This is a genomic window from Burkholderia pyrrocinia (genome assembly GCF_022809715.1).
Classification (GTDB): domain Bacteria; phylum Pseudomonadota; class Gammaproteobacteria; order Burkholderiales; family Burkholderiaceae; genus Burkholderia; species Burkholderia pyrrocinia_C.
In genome coordinates this window covers 402,339-417,961 of sequence record NZ_CP094459.1, presented here as the reverse complement: position 1 = coordinate 417,961, position 15,623 = coordinate 402,339, and the positions used below count along the sequence as shown (strand labels likewise).

Below are 15,623 nucleotides of genomic sequence, written 5' to 3'. Positions count from 1 at the left end.
CTCGGTAGGATTGACGAGCGAGCATGCGCTCGACTCAGAAGAAGCGCGTCGGCCGGCGCAGGCTGGCCGGCTGGTGGCGCGCGACACGCGCGGCGCCCGACTGCACGTGCGTGCGGCGGGTGATCGCGCGCTTGTACCAGACAGGCGTCGCCGCCTGCTTGACACGCCAGTTGCGGCGCTTCGGCGCGAGCGCGGCCGTACTGCCGCGCCACGACGGCGCCGCCGGCGTATCGGAACCGTACGACCCGGCATCGCCGGAAGCGTCGTTAAGACCGCCGACCGCGGAATGCCACGTGTCGTTCAGTTCCTTCTCGTGCTCGCGCAGGTTGTCGTGAATCGTCGTCTCGACATTGCGCGCGGCCGACTCGAAATCGGTCTTCATCGTCCGCAGCGCGTCGAGTTCGATTTCGCGCGAGACCTCGGCCTTCACGTCGTTGATGTACCGCTGCGCGCGGCCGAACAATGCGCCTGCCGTACGCGCGACGCGCGGCAGGCGCTCGGGGCCGAGCACCACGAGCGCGACGACGCCGATCAGCGCCATCTTCGTAAGACCGAGATCCAGCATCGCGAATGCCTGTCAGCGTGCCGGCGTTACGCCTTGTTCGAATCGGAACGCGTCGTTTCCTTCGCGTTGACGTCGACCGAGCCCGAGCGCGGCAGTTGCTGCGCGTCGGCCGGCGTTTCGCCTTCCTTCATGCCGTCCTTGAAGCCCTTAACCGCGCTGCCGAGATCGTTGCCGATGTTGCGCAGCTTCTTCGTACCGAAAACCAGCGCGACGATCAGCAGCACGATCAGCCAGTGCCAAATGCTCAATCCACCCATGATGAAACCTCTCCTCAACCACGCCGCTGCGCGGCGCAAATCGCCGGCGACGCGCCGGCTTCGACTATCGATGCGGGGAAAACGCCCCGCGCCGTCAACCCATCCGATGCCACGGACGCGGGCCGGCCAGGATATGCGCGTGCAGGTGGTAAACCTCCTGCCCGCCGCCGGGGCCCGTGTTGATCACCGTGCGAAAACCGGTTTCGCCTCCCGTATACGCGACGCCGAGCTGGTCGGCGAGGCGCGCGACGAACAACATCAGCCGGCCGAGCATCGGCGCATCGCCGTCGCTCACCGCCGACAGCGTCGGCAGGTGCCGGCGCGGAATCACGAGCACGTGCGTCTCGGCCGCCGGGCGGATGTCGCGGAACGCGACGAATTCGTCGTCCTCGTGCACCTTCGTGCTCGGGATCTCGCCTGCCGCGATCTTGCAGAACAGGCAATTCGGATCGTGACTCATGTTGCTCCTGCGAAACGCCCGCCGCGGCCGGTCAGAACCACGCCTGCGGATCGAGCGTCTTGTTGTCGTTCAGGTACAGCCAACCTTTGATGATACGGTACAGCGTCCAAATCCATGTGACAAACATCACTGCGAATCCGACCACCACGAACGCCAGCGCGAACCCGATCACATAGGCGATCAGCGCGCGCCAGAACGTGCGGATCTGCCACTCGAAGTGATCGGCGTACGGCGTGCCGGCCACATCGCCGCGCTTCACGTAGTTGATGATGATCGCGATGATGCCCGTGACGCCGCCCGTCAGCCAATGAAACGCATAGAGGCCATAGAGCACGTGAGTCAGCGTGCGCAACCCGTTCAGGCGTTCGGCGTCCGCGGCCCCCGGCACCGACGGCGGCGGAAACTGGCTTGGCGTATCGGTCATGATGCTACCCCCGTTAGATGACAATTCTTACAGCTTACCGCACTGTCGCCACCGCGGCGGGCCGATGCGTGTCACCCGCCGTTTTCCTCGCGCTCGCGGCGCTTGCGCAGCGCCTTCTCCTCGATGCCCGACAACCCTTCGCGGCGCTCGAGCTCGGCGATCACGTCGGCCGGGCTCAGGTCGAAGTGCGACAGCATCACGAGGCAGTGGAACCACAGGTCGGCCACCTCGCCGACGAGCGCGGTCGGCGCGCCGCCCTGGCGCACGTCCTTCGCGGCCAGCACGACTTCCGTCGCCTCTTCGCCGATTTTCTTCAGCACCGCGTCGTCGCCCTTGTGGAACAGGCGCGATACGTACGATTGATCGGGGTCGCCGCCCTTGCGGCTATCGATCACGGCCGCGAGGCGCAGCAGCGTGTCTTCGGTCGATTGCGTCATTTGTAGATGTGTTCGGGATCTTTCAGCACCGGTTCGACCGCGACCCAGTCGCCGTCGTCGACGGTGCCCTCGAATTTCTGGAAGAAGCACGAATGCCGGCCGGTGTGGCACGCGATGCCCGACACCTGCTCGACCTTCAGCAGCACGACGTCCTCGTCGCAGTCGAGCCGCACCTCGTGCACGTGCTGCACGTGGCCCGACTCCTCGCCCTTGAACCACAGGCGCTTGCGCGAGCGCGAATAGTAGACCGCGCGCTGCGTCTCGATCGTCTTCGCCAGCGCCTCGCGGTTCATCCACGCGAACATCAGCACGTCGTTCGTCGATGCTTCCTGTGCGATCACCGGCACGAGGCCGTGGTCGTCCCAGCGGACCTTGTCGAGCCACGCGGGCAGGGATTTCGTTTCCGTATTCATCACAGCCTCACCGGGATGCCCTGGTCGGCCATGAAGCGCTTCGCCTCGCCGACCGTGTGCTCGCCGTAGTGGAAGATGCTCGCGGCCAGCACCGCGTCGGCACGGCCATCCTTGATGCCGTCCGCGAGATCCTGCAGCGAGCCGACGCCGCCCGATGCGATCACCGGCACCGGCACCGCGTCCGACACGCCGCGCGTGAGCGCGAGGTCGAAACCCGATTTCGTGCCGTCGCGGTCCATGCTCGTGAGCAGGATCTCGCCCGCGCCGAGCTCGGCCATCTTGCGCGCCCATTCGATCGCGTCGAGGCCCGTGCCCTTGCGGCCGCCGTGCGTGAACACTTCCCAGCGCGGCGTCTCGCCGTCGGCCGATACGCGCTTCGCGTCGATCGCGACGACGATGCACTGCGAGCCGTACTTGTCGGCCGCGTCGCGCACGAGTTGCGGGTTCGCGACCGCCGACGAATTCATGCTGACCTTGTCCGCGCCCGCGTTCAGCAGGCGCCGTACGTCCTCGACGGCGCGCACGCCGCCGCCGACGGTCAGCGGAATGAACACCTGCGACGCCACCGCCTCGATGATCGGCAGGATCAGGTCGCGCTGGTCGGACGTCGCGGTGATGTCGAGGAACGTCAGTTCGTCGGCGCCCTGGTCGTCGTAACGGCGGGCGATTTCGACGGGGTCGCCCGCGTCGCGCAGCTCGACGAAATTGACGCCCTTGACGACACGCCCGGCGGTCACGTCCAGGCAGGGGATGATGCGTTTAGCTAGAGCCATGATGTTGCGCCAAATGCCGCGATGGGACGGCCGGTTACGGAAGCCTCGCGCGAGGCTTCCGGTCGGGGCCGCCCTGCGGGCAGCCCCGGCGAACGGGACAACCGCGCTTACGCGTTGTCGAGCTCGCCGTTCAGTTCGTCCGCGCGCTTTTGCGCGGCCGCGAAATCGAGATCGCCGGAGTAGATCGCACGGCCGCAGATCACGCCTTCGACGCCGTGCTCTTCCACTTCGCACAGGTTCTCGATGTCCGTGAGGTTCGACAGGCCGCCGCTCGCGATCACCGGAATGCCGACCGCCTGCGCAAGCTTCACGGTCGCCTCGATGTTGATGCCCTGCAGCATCCCGTCGCGGCCGATGTCCGTGTAGACGATCGACTCGACGCCGTAGTCCTCGAACTTCTGCGCGAGATCGATCACTTCGTGGCCCGTCAGCTTGCTCCAGCCGTCGGTCGCGACCTTGCCGTCCTTCGCATCCAGCCCGACGATGATGTTGCCGGCGAACGCGGTGCATGCGTCCTGCAGGAAGCCCGGATCCTTCACGGCCGCCGTGCCGATGATCACGTAGGACAGGCCCGCGTCGAGATACTTCTCGATCGTCTCGAGGCTGCGGATGCCGCCGCCGAGCTGTACGGGGATTTCATCGCCGACTTCGTCGAGGATCGCTTCGATCGCCTCGAGATTCTTCGGCTTGCCGGCGAACGCGCCGTTCAGGTCGACCAGATGGAGCCGCCGGGCGCCGAGATCGACCCATTTGCGGGCCATCGCCGCCGGGTCCTCGGAGAAAATCGTGGCCTGGTCCATATCGCCCTGTTTCAGGCGCACACACTGACCGTCTTTGAGATCGATGGCCGGAATCAGCAACATAGCAATCGGGTATCGTCGTGGAGGAAGAAAAGAATCCGGCGCGTACCGGCCAATCCGGTACCGCGCCGTCTCGCTAGTTTAGTACAACTCTTTCGGCGCTTAGGCGCGCGAGCCCCGCAAGACGGGCCTCTCCGGCCCGCCGATTGTGGCACGCACGCGACGTTCACGGTTTCCAGTGTACGAAGTTGCGATACAGACGCAACCCGACCTCCGCGCTTTTCTCGGGGTGAAATTGGGTCGCGAAGAGGTTATCCCGCGCGACCGCGGACGTAAACGGCGCACCGTAGGCCGTTTCGCCGACCGTATGCGCCGGGTTGTCCGGCGTCACGTAATAGCTGTGCACGAAGTAGAAATACGCGTCGTCGGGCACGCCGTCCCACAGCGGGTGCGGCTGCGTCTGACGCACGCGGTTCCAGCCCATCTGCGGCACCTTGAAGCGCGAGCCGTCGTCCTGCAGCCGGCCGTCGAGTTCGAAGCGCACGACCTTGCCCGGCAGCAGGCCGAGGCCCTTCGTGTCGCCCTCCGCGCTCCAGTCGAACAGCATCTGCTCGCCGACGCACACGCCGAGCAGCGGCTTCGTGCGCGACGCCTCGATCACGGCCTCCTGCAGGCCCGATTCGCCGAGGCAGCGCATGCAGTCGGGCATCGCGCCCTGGCCGGGCAGCACGACGCGGTCGGCCGCGCGAATCGCGGCCGGCGTGTCGACGATCGCCACGTCGGCGGCCGGTTCGGCCTTCTTGAGCGCCTGCGCGACCGAGCGCAGGTTACCCATCCCATAATCCACAATCGCAATCGAAGTTTTCATCTCAGTGCAGGCAGTAGCGCCCTCAGTCCATTGACGATGAATTCCACCGCCAGCGCCGACAGCATCAGACCCATCAGCCGCGTGGCGATGTTGATGCCCGTGCGGCCGATCCAGTTCGCGATCGGCTCGGCGAGCCGCATCGCGACGAAACACAGCAAAGCCAGGACCGCGCCGATCGCAATCAGCCCCGCCCGCTCATACCAGTGACGCGAGTTCGCCGCATAGATGATCACCGTGCTGATCGAGCCGGGGCCCGTGAGCAGCGGAATCGCCAGCGGCACGACCGCGATGTTGTCCTTCAGCTCGGCCTCGTGGCGCTCCTCCGGCGTCGATCGCGTGTTGCCGATCTGCGCGTTCAGCATGTTGATCGCCATCAGCAGCATGATGATCCCGCCGCCCACTTCGAGCGAGCCGACCGAAATGCCGAAGAAGTCGATGATCTGCTGCCCGAGCAGCGTCGTCACCGTCATCACGCAGAACACCGACACCGACGCGATCCGGATCGTGCGGCGCCGCTCGATGTCCGTCTGCTGCGCCGTCAGGCTCAGGAAGAACGGCACCGCGCCGATCGGATTGATCAGCGCAAGCAGCGAAATGAACGATTTGAGCAGATCCATCGCAAGCCGGCGCGCGCGCCGAAGCCGTGAGGTTGTCCTTGGCGTCCGTCCGTTCGGAAGTTCAGAGGCTGCCCTTCGTCGACGGGATCTGCCCCGCCGCACGCTCGTCCAGCTCCACCGCCGCGCGCAGCGCACGGCCGAAAGCCTTGAACACCGTCTCGAGCTGATGGTGCGCGTTGATCCCGCGCAGGTTGTCGATGTGCAGCGTGACGCCCGCGTGGTTCACGAAACCGCGGAAGAATTCGATCGACAGGTCGACGTCGAACGTGCCGATCCGCGCACGCGTGAACGGCACGTGGAATTCGAGGCCCGGCCGGCCCGAGAAGTCGATCACGACGCGCGACAGCGCCTCGTCGAGCGGCACGTACGAATGGCCGTAGCGGCGAATGCCCTTGCGGTCGCCGATCGCCTTCGCGACGGCCTGCCCGAGCGTGATGCCGACATCCTCGACCGTGTGGTGGTCGTCGATATGCGTGTCGCCATGCGCTTCGACCTCGAGATCGACCAGACCGTGTCGCGCGATCTGGTCGAGCATATGGTCGAGAAACGGCACGCCGGTGGCCAGCTTCTGCCGGCCGGTGCCGTCGAGATCGAGCTTCACACGGATCTGCGTTTCGCTGGTATTGCGAACGACTTCCGCCACACGCATGGCAATTCCTTGATTGAGTCTGATGTAAATGGGGATTGATCGTCGCGCGCCGCCGCGCCCTGGGCTCAACCGGGCAGCGCGAGTTTCAAAGCGGCCAGCAGGCGGGCGTTTTCGTCGGGAGAACCGACGGTCAGCCGCACGCATTCGGCCAGTAACGGATGCATTTTACTCACGTTTTTGACCAGCACCCGCTCGGTGAGCAGCGCATCGAACACGGCGGCCGCGTCCGGCACGCGCACCAGCAGGAAATTGCCGGCGCTCGGGAACACCGTCGCGCCCGGCAGCGCGGCCACGGCCTGCGCGAGGCGCGTGCGTTCCGCGCGCAGTTCGGCCGCCTGCGCGTCGAGCACGTCGAGGTGGTCGAGCAGGAAATCGGCGGTCGCCTGGGTCAGCACGTTGATGTTGTAAGGCGGACGCACCTTGTCGAATTCGGTCAGCCATGCGTGCCGCCCGACCAGATAGCCGAGGCGGATGCCCGCGAGGCCGAGCTTCGACACCGTGCGCATCACGACGACGTTGTCGAATTCGGCGGCGCGCGGCAGCCACGAGCGCTCGGCGAACGGCTGGTACGCCTCGTCGATCACGATCAGGCTGTGCCGCGCGGCCGCGACGATCCGCTCGACGTCGGCATCGTCGTACAGCGTGCCGGTCGGGTTGTTCGGGTACGCGAGATAGACGATCGCCGGGCGGTGCTCGGCGATCGCCGCGAGCATCGCGTCGACGTCGAGCGTCAGGTCGGCCTTCAGCGGCACGCCGACGAATTCGAGCTGCGCGAGCTTCGCGGACAGTTCATACATCACGAAGCCCGGCACCGGCGCGAGCACCTTCGCGCCCGGCTGCGCGCACGCAACCGAGATCATGCTGATGATTTCGTCCGACCCGTTGCCGAGCAGCACGTCGCATGCGGCCGGCACGCCCATCGCGTGGCGCAGCTTGTCGAGCAGCGCGGCCGGGCGCGGCGCCGGATAGCGGTTCAGCGCGACCTGCGCGAGACGCTCGCCGAGCGCCGCGGCGAGCGGTTCGGGCAGCGGATACGGGTTCTCCATCGCGTCGAGCTTCACGAACCCGCTCGCGTCCGGCACCGGGTAGCTCGTCATCGCGAGCACGTCGCGGCGGATGATGTCTTGTGGCGTCGTCATGGTTTCAAGCCGGCGTGCGTCGCGCCGGCATCAAATGGTCGGCAAGGCGGCGGCTGCCGCCCTGCGCTGCGTCTCCTCAACCGGGGGCGGCGCGTCGGCGCCCGCCCCGGCCCCGCGCAGAACGCGCGGGTTACCCCTTCATCCGGAACTCGGCGCTCTTCGCGTGCGCCTGCAGCCCCTCGCCGTACGCGAGTTCGGACGCGATCTCGCCGAGCGTCTGCGCGCCTTCGGCGCTGACCTCGATCAGGCTCGAGCGCTTGATGAAGTCGTACACGCCGAGCGGCGACGAGAAGCGCGCGGTGCGCGACGTCGGCAGCACGTGGTTCGGGCCCGCGCAGTAGTCGCCGAGGCTCTCGCTCGTGTAGCGGCCGAGGAAGATCGCGCCCGCGTGGCGGATCTGCTGGCCCCATTGCTGCGGCTCCAGCGCCGAGATTTCCAGGTGCTCGGGCGCGATGTCGTTCGCGATCCGGCATGCCTCGGCCATGTCGCGCACCTTGATCAGCGCGCCGCGGCCTTCGAGCGACGCGCGGATCACGTCCTGGCGCGGCATCGACGGCAGCAGCTCGTTGATCGCCTTCTCGACGCGCTCGAGGAACGCGGCGTCCGGGCACAGCAGGATCGACTGCGCGAGTTCGTCGTGCTCGGCCTGCGAAAACAGGTCCATCGCGACCCAGTTCGGATCGGTCGTGCCGTCGCACAGCACGAGGATTTCCGACGGCCCCGCGATCATGTCGATGCCGACCGTGCCGAATACGCGGCGCTTCGCCGACGCGACGTATGCATTGCCGGGCCCGCAGATCTTGTCGACGGGCGGCACCGTTGCCGTGCCGTACGCGAGCGCGCCGACCGCCTGCGCGCCGCCGATCGTGAACACGCGATCGACGCCGCCGAGCAGCGCCGCGGCGAGCACGAGGTCGTTCTTCACGCCGTCCGGCGTCGGCACGACCATCACGATCTCGCCGACGCCCGCGACGCGCGCGGGAATCGCGTTCATCAGCACCGACGACGGATACGCGGCCTTGCCGCCCGGCACGTACAGGCCGACGCGGTCGAGCGGCGTGACCTTCTGACCGAGCACCGTGCCGTCGCTTTCCGTGTATTGCCAGCTATGCGTGCCGCACTCGATCTTCTGCTTCTCGTGGTACGCGCGCACACGCGCCGCGGCCGCTTCCAGCGCCGCGCGCGCCTTCGGCGCGAGGCCGTCGAGCGCCGTCTGCAGTTCATCCTGCGGCAGTTCGAGCGCGGCGACGCTGTCCGCGTTCAGCCGGTCGAAACGGTTCGTGTACTCGAGCACCGCGGCGTCGCCGCGCGATTTCACGTCGGCGAGTATCTGCGCGACCGATTGCTCGATCGCCTCGTCTTCGCTCGCTTCGAATGCGAGCACCGCACGCAGCGCGGCGTCGAAGCCGTCGCTCGTCGAATCGAGTTTGCGGATGGTGATGGCCATGGGAGTTCCGTTACGGTGATGCGCTCAACCGCCATTCTGCGACGCGCGTTCGAACGCGTCGAGGATCGGCTTGAGCGCCGCGCGCTTCAACTTCAGCGCAGCCTGGTTCACGACGAGGCGCGACGAGATCGCCATGATCTCCTCGACCTCGACCAGATTGTTCGCCTTCAGCGTGCCGCCCGAGCTGACGAGGTCGACGATCGCGTCGGCCAGGCCGACCAGCGGCGCGAGCTCCATCGAGCCGTACAGCTTGATCAGGTCGACGTGCACGCCCTTCGCCGCGAAATGCTCGCGTGCGGTTTCGACGTACTTCGTCGCGACCCGCAGGCGCGCGCCCTGGCGCACCGCGTTCGCGTAGTCGAAACCGGCCGGCACGGCCACCGACATCCGGCAGCGCGCAATGTTCAGATCGATCGGCTGGTACAGGCCCGAGCCGCCGTGCTCGACCAGCACGTCCTTGCCGGCCACGCCGAAATCGGCCGCGCCGTATTCGACATAGGTCGGCACGTCGCTCGCGCGCACGATGATCACGCGCAGGTTCGGGTCGGTCGTCGGCAGGATCAGCTTGCGCGACGTTTCCGGATCCTCGGCCACCTGCACGCCGGCTGCGGCGAGCAGCGGCAGGGTTTCCTCGAAAATCCTGCCCTTCGACAGGGCGAGGGTCAGCGGCACGCTCATGCTTGGCTCCCGGAGAGGCGGCGCACGTTCGCGCCGACGGCGGTCAGTTTGGCTTCCATGCGGTCGTAACCGCGGTCCAGGTGATAGATGCGGTCGACGATCGTTTCGCCGTCGGCACGCAGCCCGGCGATCACGAGGCTCGCCGACGCGCGCAGGTCGGTCGCCATCACGTTCGCGCCCGACAGTTTCTCGACGCCCGTCACGAGCGCGGTGTTGCCGTCGATCGTGATGTTCGCGCCGAGCCGGTTCAGCTCCTGCACGTGCATGAAGCGGTTCTCGAAAATCGTCTCGACGACCTGCGCGGTGCCCGTCGCGACCGTATTGAGGGCCATGAACTGCGCCTGCATGTCGGTCGGGAACGCCGGGTATTCCGACGTGCGGATCGTCACCGCCGACGGCCGGCGGTCCATCTTCACGCGCAGCCAGCTGTCGCCTTCCTCGATCGATACGCCGGCTTCGCGCAGCTTGTCGATCACCGCGTCGAGGATATTCGGGCGCACGCCCGTCAGCATCACGTCGCCGCCCGCCGCCGCGACCGCGCACAGGAACGTGCCGGCCTCGATGCGGTCGGGAATCACCGAATGGCGCGCGCCGTGCAGGCGCTCGACGCCCTGGATCACGAGGCGATCGGTGCCGATGCCGTCGATTTTCGCGCCCATCCCGACCAGCAAGTGTGCGAGATCGCTCACTTCCGGTTCGCGGGCCGCGTTCTCGATCACCGTTTCGCCGTCCGCGAGCGTCGCGGCCATCAGCAGGTTTTCCGTCCCCGTCACCGTGATCATGTCGGTCACGATGCGCGCGCCCTTCAGGCGCTTCGCGCGCGCTTCGATGAAGCCGTGCTCGATGCTGATCTCGGCGCCCATCGCCTGCAGGCCCTTGATGTGCTGGTCGACCGGACGCGCGCCGATCGCGCAGCCGCCCGGCAGCGACACCTTCGCCTCGCCGAAGCGCGCGAGCAGCGGCCCGAGCACCAGGATCGACGCGCGCATCGTCTTCACGAGCTCGTACGGCGCCACGAGGTTGTCGACGCGCGACGCGTCGAGCTGCACGCGGCAGCCGTCGGTCTCGCTCTTCACGCCCATCTGGTTCAGCACCTTCAGCGTGGTGCGCACGTCCTTGAGGTTCGGCACGTTGTCGAGATCGACCGGATCGGCGGTGAGCAGCCCCGCGCACAGGATCGGCAGTGCGGCGTTCTTCGCGCCCGACACGACGATCTCGCCGGACAGGCGGCGGCCGCCTTCGATCGCGAGCTTGTCCATCCCATGTCCCTGCAATTCCCCGTTGGCGGCCGGGTGTGCCGTGGCGACGCTCTGGACGGCGTCGCGCTCGTTGACGGTGACTTGCACTCAGTGAATTCCGGTTATGCGTTCTGCCATTCGGCGGGCGTCAGCGTCTTCATGCTGAGCGCGTGGATTTCCTGCTTCATGCGATCGCCGAGCGCCGCATAGACGAGCTGGTGCCGCTGGATCGGCCGCTTGCCTTCGAAGGCCGCCGACACGATCGTCGCGAAGAAATGCTGGCCGTCGCCTTCGACTTCCAGATGCGTGCAGGCGAGGCCGCCGGCGATGTATTGCTTGACCTGTTCGGGAGTCGGCAACATGGTGTAAGGCTCCTGTCGGCGCGCGCCGCCCCGGGGCGGCCGCTGCCTGTCGATATCAATGACGCAGTTTGTAGCCGGTCGCGAGCAGCCGCATCGCGACCATCGCGAGCAGCACGAAGAAACCGGCAACGATCGCGAGGCTCGCGAACGGGTTGATGTCGGACGCGCCGAAGAACCCGAAGCGGAAGCCGTCGATCATGTAGAAAAACGGATTGAGACGCGAGATCTCGCGCCACACGGGCGGCAGCGAGTGCGTCGAATAGAACACGCCGGACAGGAACGTCAGCGGCATGATCAGGAAGTTCTGGAACGCGGCGAGCTGGTCGAACTTCTCGGCCCAGATCCCGGCGATCAAGCCGAGCGTGCCGAGGATCGCCGAGCCGAGCAGCGCGAACGCAATGATGAACAGCGGCGCCGCGAAATGCATCGGGATAAACCAGATCGTCACGACGAATACGCCCGCGCCGACCGCGAGCCCGCGCACGACGGACGCGAGCACGTACGCGCCGAAGATGTCGCGGTACGACAGCGGCGGCAGCAGCATGAACACCAGGTTGCCGGTGATCTTCGACTGGATCAGCGACGACGAGCTGTTCGCGAACGCGTTCTGCAGCACGCTCATCATCACGAGGCCCGGCACGAGAAAGCTCACGTACTCGACGCCCGGATACACCTCGACGCGGCCCGACAGCGCGTGGCCGAAGATCGTCAGATACAGCAGCGCCGTCACGATCGGCGCGCACACGGTCTGGAACGACACCTTCCAGAAGCGCAGCAGTTCCTTGTAGAACAGCGTTTGAAAACCGCTCATGCCAGACCCTCGATCACCTCGGCCCCGTTCATCACCTGGACGAACACATCCTCGAGGTCGGCCTTGCGGACCTCGATCTCGTCGAACGTGCAGCCCGCCGCGCGGCACTGCGCGAGGATGCGTTCGACATCGTCGTAGCTCGTGAGGCGCAGCAGGTGCTCGCCCGGCGCGCGTGCGGCCGGATCGGTCTCCAGCCCGCGCAGCTCGGCCGGCAGCGCGCCGGTCGCCAGGCGCAGGTAGAGCTGCAGCCCCGCGAAGCGGCGCAGCAGCGCGTCGGTGCGGTCGAGCGCGACCACTTCGCCACGGCGCAGCATCGCGATGCGGTCGCACAGCGACTCGGCTTCCTCGAGGTAATGGGTGGTCAGCACGATCGTGTGACCCTCGCGGTTCAGGCGCGAGATGAATTTCCACAGCGTCTGGCGCAATTCGACGTCGACGCCGGCGGTCGGCTCGTCGAGCACGATCACCGGCGGCCGGTGCACGAGCGCCTGAGCGACGAGCACGCGGCGCTTCATCCCGCCCGACAGCGCGCGCATGTTCGCATCGGCCTTCTCGGTGAGGTCGAGATTGGCCATCACTTCGTCGATCCAGTCGTCGTTGCGACGCAGCCCGAAATAGCCGGACTGGATGCGCAGCGTCTCGCGGACGGTGAAGAACGGGTCGAAAACGAGTTCCTGCGGCACGACGCCGAGTGCGCGGCGCGCACCACGGAAGTCCTTGACGACGTCGTGGCCAAGCACCGAGATACTGCCTTCGTCGGCCCGGGCAAGCCCGGCGAGGATGCTGATGAGCGTGGTCTTGCCTGCGCCGTTGGGGCCGAGCAGACCGAAAAACTCGCCTTCCTCGACCGACAGGCTGACGCCCTTGAGCGCCTGAAGCGACTTGTAGCGCTTCTTGACATGACGGATTTCTATGGCTGACATGACTGTGCGCGACGCAATGGCCGCGACGCCTATTCTGTGCTTGCTGCGAAAGAAAATGGGGGCCGGACGCCGATTGGCTGCCCCGCAAAACGCTTGATTATAGGGCAAACCGGCTGGTGGAGCCGGCGCAGAAGGCGCGCGGCCCGAAGCTTGCGCGCGCCGGCTGGCGCGGCAGGCTCCGGTCGGACAGCGTCAATGTCGCTCGGCGCCTTCGATGAGCGCGTCGACGCCATAGGCGCGCGCGAGGCTGGCGAGCTTCGGGGGGAGATTGAGGATGTCGAGGGTCGCGCCGCGCGATTTGGCGGCGCGTTGCCATGCAAGAAGCACGGCGAGCGCGGACGAATCGAACTGCGTCAGCGCCGCGCAATCGACGGCGGTCGCACCCGCGCCGACGCGCGCAAGACCGTCCGCGAGCGCGGACTTCGCGCTCGCGACGGTCAGCGAGGAGCCGGCTTCGAAGCCGCTCACGACGCTTGCTTGCCGGAGGCAAGCTGCTGGTTGCGCTGCGTCAGGAACTGGATCAGGCCGTCCACGCCGCTTTGCTGGATCTTCTCGTTGAACTGCTGCTGGTACGTCTGGATCAGCCACGCGCCGAGCACGTTCAGGTCATACACCTTCCAGCCGTTCGACGACTTGTACAGGCGGTAATCGATCTGGACCGGCTGGCCGTTGTTCATCGCGACCGTCTTGACCACGACGTCGGTATCGGCCGGATCCGCGCGGAACGGCGGGTACTGGATCTGCTGGTCCGGCTTCAGCTGCGCGAGCGCGCCCGAATACGTGCGGATCAGCAGCAGCTTGAACTGCTCCTGAATCTGCTGCTGCTGCTCGGCCGTCGCCGTGCGCCAGTTGCGGCCCATCGCGAGCTGCGTGGTGCGGCGGAAATCGGTGTACGGCAGGATGTCCTTGTTGACGATCGTAATGATGCGATTGGTGTCGCCCTGCTTGATCGTCTGCTGCTTGACTTCGTCGAGCACTTGCTGCGTCGCCGTCTTGATCAGCGCCTGCGGGTTCGACTGGTCGACTTGCGCGTGAGCTGCGCCGCCGAACGAGAACAGCGCCGCGAAAACGGGGATCAGGAACAGTTTTTTCATCATAGTGACCTGCATGAATGAGTCGATGCAAAGATTGGAGAAGGTAGCTTACGCGCAAGTTCGCGCGCGCTACCGACTGAATCGTTTCCGGCTGTAACGAATGTAAATCCGTCAGTGCAGCCGGATGCTCGGGAAGCGGAACCCGCCCGGAGACGGCGGCGCCACCTGCATCGCCGGCACGTTCGTTTCGCTGGCCGGGTTCGGCGAAACGGCCGCGCCCGATGCCGGGGCAGCAACCGCCGTGCCCGATGCGCCCGCCGGTGCCACCGCACCACCCACCGCCGCTGCACCCGCCGAACCGGCCGCGCCGGCCGCCGGTGCCGCGCCGTCGTCCGGCAGGTCGTACTTCGGCAGCGCGTCGTTGCTTGCCGTCGAGCCTGCCTCGCCGCGCGCATTGTCGATCAGCATCTGGCGGCGCTGCAGGTACGCGTTGCGCACGAACGAATACTTGTCGAGCGCCGCGGCGTCCAGCACGTCGCCCGCGCCGAGCAGGTTCGAGCGCGTGTTGACGAGATTCACGCCGAACAGGCCCCAGCTCAGGCCGTCCGGCTTCACATAGGTCAGCGGGTTGCCGACGTAGTCGACACCGAGGCCGGCCGTGTCGCGCACCGTGCTCGGGCCGAGCAGCGGCAGCACGAGATACGGGCCCGACGGCACGCCGTAGCGGCCCATCGTGACCCCGAAGTCGGCCGTGTGCTTCGGCAGCTTCGCGATCGTCGCGACGTCGAACAGGCCGCCGACGCCGAACACCGTGTTGATCACGACGCGCATGATGTCGCCGACGCCGTCCGCGATCCGCAACTGCACGATGTTGTTGGCGGCGACGTAGACGTCGCCGATGTTCGAGAAGAAGTTCGTCACGCTGTCGCGCACCGGCTGCGGCACGACCTTCTGGTAACCCTGCGCGACCGGCTTCAGCGCGTACGTGTCGACCGTGTCGTTGAACTTGTACATCGTCCGGTTGAAGCCTTCGAGCGGATCGCCCTTGGTCGGCGTCTGCACGGTCGCGCAACCGCTCAACGCGGCGACTGCCGCCACCGCGAGCGCGGCGTGCCTGATGCGGATCGTCTGCATGGTCATTCCCCTCTTGTATTCTCTCGTGTGGTTATTGCGCTGCCGAACCGGACGCAGCGGACACGGCGGACGCCGGCACCGCCACCGGAGCGGGCGCGGCCGACGCGCCGGCTGCCGGCTTCGCGCCGCCCGCATCGGCGGCCTTGCTGTACAGGAACTGGCCGATCAGGTTCTCGAGCACGATCGCCGACTGCGTCATCGTGATCGTGTCGCCTGCCTTCAGCATTTCGGTGTCGCCGCCCGGATCGAGGCCGATATATTGCTCGCCGAGCAGGCCCGACGTCAGGATCTTCGCCGACGAATCCTTCGGGAACTGATACTGGCCGTCGACATCGATCGTCACGAGCGCCTGGTAGGTGTTCGTGTCGAAGCCGATCGACTTCACGCGGCCGACCACGACGCCGGCACTCTTCACGGCCGCACGCGGCTTCAGCCCGCCGATATTGTCGAATTTCATCCTCACCGCATAGGTCGGCTGAAACGACAGCGAGCTCATGTTGCCGACCTTCAGCGCCAGGAACAGCACCGCAAGGAAGCCCACCACCACGAACAGGCCGACCCAGAAGTCGAGAGCAGTCTTTTTCATCGTCATCC

22 protein-coding genes are annotated in these 15,623 nt (G+C 66.6%); all 22 read right to left on the bottom strand.

Going from position 1 to position 15,623, the window contains the following annotated elements; translation table 11 throughout:
- Positions 1-34 precede the first annotated feature (34 nt).
- Positions 35-565: a Sec-independent protein translocase protein TatB gene (tatB, locus tag MRS60_RS01955; protein ID WP_034183659.1), complete on the bottom strand. Its 531-nt coding sequence runs from the start codon at positions 563-565 to the stop codon at positions 35-37.
- Between the two features lie 26 nt (positions 566-591).
- Entirely contained in the window at positions 592-822 is a 231-nt protein-coding gene (gene tatA, locus MRS60_RS01950; protein WP_034183658.1) for a Sec-independent protein translocase subunit TatA, read from the bottom strand.
- Positions 823-916: 94 nt separating this feature from the next.
- On the bottom strand, positions 917-1,282 hold the full coding sequence (locus tag MRS60_RS01945; protein WP_034183657.1) for a histidine triad nucleotide-binding protein: 366 nt from the start codon (positions 1,280-1,282) through the stop codon (positions 917-919).
- 31 nt (positions 1,283-1,313) lie between these two features.
- Positions 1,314-1,706, bottom strand: coding sequence for a DUF4870 family protein (locus tag MRS60_RS01940; RefSeq protein WP_034183656.1), 393 nt, complete (start codon positions 1,704-1,706; stop codon positions 1,314-1,316).
- Positions 1,707-1,777: 71 nt separating this feature from the next.
- Positions 1,778-2,143 (bottom strand): phosphoribosyl-ATP diphosphatase, encoded by a 366-nt coding sequence (locus MRS60_RS01935; protein WP_006485344.1) that lies wholly within the window; start codon positions 2,141-2,143, stop codon positions 1,778-1,780.
- A complete protein-coding gene (hisI, locus tag MRS60_RS01930) occupies positions 2,140-2,556 on the bottom strand; it encodes a phosphoribosyl-AMP cyclohydrolase (RefSeq protein ID WP_105391630.1) in 417 nt (138 codons plus the stop codon). The genes MRS60_RS01935 and hisI overlap by 4 nt, the downstream gene beginning before the upstream one ends.
- Entirely contained in the window at positions 2,556-3,329 is a 774-nt protein-coding gene (gene hisF / locus MRS60_RS01925; protein ID WP_034183654.1) for an imidazole glycerol phosphate synthase subunit HisF, read from the bottom strand. Before hisF ends, hisI begins: the two co-directional genes overlap by 1 nt.
- Positions 3,330-3,436: 107 nt before the next feature.
- Positions 3,437-4,192 carry a 1-(5-phosphoribosyl)-5-[(5-phosphoribosylamino)methylideneamino]imidazole-4-carboxamide isomerase gene (gene hisA, locus MRS60_RS01920; protein WP_034183653.1) on the bottom strand — a complete coding sequence of 252 codons (756 nt, stop codon included), beginning with the start codon at positions 4,190-4,192 and terminating at the stop codon, positions 3,437-3,439.
- Between the two features lie 163 nt (positions 4,193-4,355).
- Entirely contained in the window at positions 4,356-4,997 is a 642-nt protein-coding gene (gene hisH, locus MRS60_RS01915) for an imidazole glycerol phosphate synthase subunit HisH (RefSeq protein WP_175750211.1), read from the bottom strand.
- Positions 4,994-5,614, bottom strand: coding sequence for a MarC family protein (locus MRS60_RS01910; protein WP_034183651.1), 621 nt, complete (start codon positions 5,612-5,614; stop codon positions 4,994-4,996). Before MRS60_RS01910 ends, hisH begins: the two co-directional genes overlap by 4 nt.
- 61 nt (positions 5,615-5,675) lie before the next feature.
- Complete coding sequence (gene hisB / locus MRS60_RS01905; protein ID WP_011546606.1) at positions 5,676-6,263, bottom strand: imidazoleglycerol-phosphate dehydratase HisB; 588 nt, start codon at positions 6,261-6,263, stop codon at positions 5,676-5,678.
- Between the two features lie 65 nt (positions 6,264-6,328).
- Positions 6,329-7,402 (bottom strand): histidinol-phosphate transaminase, encoded by a 1,074-nt coding sequence (gene hisC, locus MRS60_RS01900; RefSeq protein ID WP_105391631.1) that lies wholly within the window; start codon positions 7,400-7,402, stop codon positions 6,329-6,331.
- A gap of 130 nt (positions 7,403-7,532) precedes the next feature.
- Entirely contained in the window at positions 7,533-8,849 is a 1,317-nt protein-coding gene (gene hisD / locus MRS60_RS01895) for a histidinol dehydrogenase (RefSeq protein WP_034183649.1), read from the bottom strand.
- Positions 8,850-8,873: 24 nt separating this feature from the next.
- Positions 8,874-9,527 (bottom strand): ATP phosphoribosyltransferase, encoded by a 654-nt coding sequence (gene hisG / locus MRS60_RS01890; RefSeq protein WP_034183648.1) that lies wholly within the window; start codon positions 9,525-9,527, stop codon positions 8,874-8,876.
- Entirely contained in the window at positions 9,524-10,873 is a 1,350-nt protein-coding gene (gene murA / locus MRS60_RS01885; protein ID WP_243565137.1) for a UDP-N-acetylglucosamine 1-carboxyvinyltransferase, read from the bottom strand. The genes hisG and murA overlap by 4 nt, the downstream gene beginning before the upstream one ends.
- 14 nt (positions 10,874-10,887) lie before the next feature.
- Positions 10,888-11,127: a BolA family protein gene (locus MRS60_RS01880; protein ID WP_006477131.1), complete on the bottom strand. Its 240-nt coding sequence runs from the start codon at positions 11,125-11,127 to the stop codon at positions 10,888-10,890.
- A gap of 55 nt (positions 11,128-11,182) precedes the next feature.
- Positions 11,183-11,938 (bottom strand): ABC transporter permease, encoded by a 756-nt coding sequence (locus tag MRS60_RS01875; RefSeq protein WP_105391633.1) that lies wholly within the window; start codon positions 11,936-11,938, stop codon positions 11,183-11,185.
- The gene (locus tag MRS60_RS01870) at positions 11,935-12,861 is read right to left on the bottom strand and encodes an ABC transporter ATP-binding protein (protein WP_034183645.1); all 927 of its coding nucleotides are present in this window, start codon (positions 12,859-12,861) and stop codon (positions 11,935-11,937) included. The genes MRS60_RS01875 and MRS60_RS01870 overlap by 4 nt, the downstream gene beginning before the upstream one ends.
- 192 nt (positions 12,862-13,053) lie before the next feature.
- A complete protein-coding gene (locus MRS60_RS01865) occupies positions 13,054-13,329 on the bottom strand; it encodes an STAS domain-containing protein (RefSeq protein ID WP_174417397.1) in 276 nt (91 codons plus the stop codon).
- Complete coding sequence (locus tag MRS60_RS01860; RefSeq protein WP_034183742.1) at positions 13,326-13,955, bottom strand: MlaC/ttg2D family ABC transporter substrate-binding protein; 630 nt, start codon at positions 13,953-13,955, stop codon at positions 13,326-13,328. The genes MRS60_RS01865 and MRS60_RS01860 overlap by 4 nt, the downstream gene beginning before the upstream one ends.
- A 111-nt stretch (positions 13,956-14,066) precedes the next feature.
- Positions 14,067-15,029: an MlaA family lipoprotein gene (locus MRS60_RS01855; RefSeq protein ID WP_131947955.1), complete on the bottom strand. Its 963-nt coding sequence runs from the start codon at positions 15,027-15,029 to the stop codon at positions 14,067-14,069.
- Between the two features lie 31 nt (positions 15,030-15,060).
- Positions 15,061-15,621 (bottom strand): outer membrane lipid asymmetry maintenance protein MlaD, encoded by a 561-nt coding sequence (mlaD, locus tag MRS60_RS01850; RefSeq protein ID WP_034183643.1) that lies wholly within the window; start codon positions 15,619-15,621, stop codon positions 15,061-15,063.
- Positions 15,622-15,623: the final 2 nt, after the last annotated feature.

Coding starts and splice junctions, on each gene's coding strand:
- hisF (WP_034183654.1), bottom strand. CDS start 3,329: ATGGCTCTAGCTAAACGCATCATCCCCTGCCTGGACGTGACCGCCGGG.
- hisG (WP_034183648.1), bottom strand. CDS start 9,527: ATGAGCGTGCCGCTGACCCTCGCCCTGTCGAAGGGCAGGATTTTCGAG.
- MRS60_RS01870 (WP_034183645.1), bottom strand. CDS start 12,861: ATGTCAGCCATAGAAATCCGTCATGTCAAGAAGCGCTACAAGTCGCTT.
- tatB (WP_034183659.1), bottom strand. CDS start 565: ATGCTGGATCTCGGTCTTACGAAGATGGCGCTGATCGGCGTCGTCGCG.
- MRS60_RS01875 (WP_105391633.1), bottom strand. CDS start 11,938: ATGAGCGGTTTTCAAACGCTGTTCTACAAGGAACTGCTGCGCTTCTGG.
- hisA (WP_034183653.1), bottom strand. CDS start 4,192: ATGTTGCTGATTCCGGCCATCGATCTCAAAGACGGTCAGTGTGTGCGC.
- MRS60_RS01940 (WP_034183656.1), bottom strand. CDS start 1,706: ATGACCGATACGCCAAGCCAGTTTCCGCCGCCGTCGGTGCCGGGGGCC.
- MRS60_RS01880 (WP_006477131.1), bottom strand. CDS start 11,127: ATGTTGCCGACTCCCGAACAGGTCAAGCAATACATCGCCGGCGGCCTC.
- hisB (WP_011546606.1), bottom strand. CDS start 6,263: ATGCGTGTGGCGGAAGTCGTTCGCAATACCAGCGAAACGCAGATCCGT.
- MRS60_RS01910 (WP_034183651.1), bottom strand. CDS start 5,614: ATGGATCTGCTCAAATCGTTCATTTCGCTGCTTGCGCTGATCAATCCG.
- mlaD (WP_034183643.1), bottom strand. CDS start 15,621: ATGACGATGAAAAAGACTGCTCTCGACTTCTGGGTCGGCCTGTTCGTG.
- tatA (WP_034183658.1), bottom strand. CDS start 822: ATGGGTGGATTGAGCATTTGGCACTGGCTGATCGTGCTGCTGATCGTC.
- hisH (WP_175750211.1), bottom strand. CDS start 4,997: ATGAAAACTTCGATTGCGATTGTGGATTATGGGATGGGTAACCTGCGC.
- hisI (WP_105391630.1), bottom strand. CDS start 2,556: ATGAATACGGAAACGAAATCCCTGCCCGCGTGGCTCGACAAGGTCCGC.
- hisD (WP_034183649.1), bottom strand. CDS start 8,849: ATGGCCATCACCATCCGCAAACTCGATTCGACGAGCGACGGCTTCGAC.
- hisC (WP_105391631.1), bottom strand. CDS start 7,402: ATGACGACGCCACAAGACATCATCCGCCGCGACGTGCTCGCGATGACG.
- MRS60_RS01855 (WP_131947955.1), bottom strand. CDS start 15,029: ATGCAGACGATCCGCATCAGGCACGCCGCGCTCGCGGTGGCGGCAGTC.
- MRS60_RS01935 (WP_006485344.1), bottom strand. CDS start 2,143: ATGACGCAATCGACCGAAGACACGCTGCTGCGCCTCGCGGCCGTGATC.
- MRS60_RS01860 (WP_034183742.1), bottom strand. CDS start 13,955: ATGAAAAAACTGTTCCTGATCCCCGTTTTCGCGGCGCTGTTCTCGTTC.
- MRS60_RS01945 (WP_034183657.1), bottom strand. CDS start 1,282: ATGAGTCACGATCCGAATTGCCTGTTCTGCAAGATCGCGGCAGGCGAG.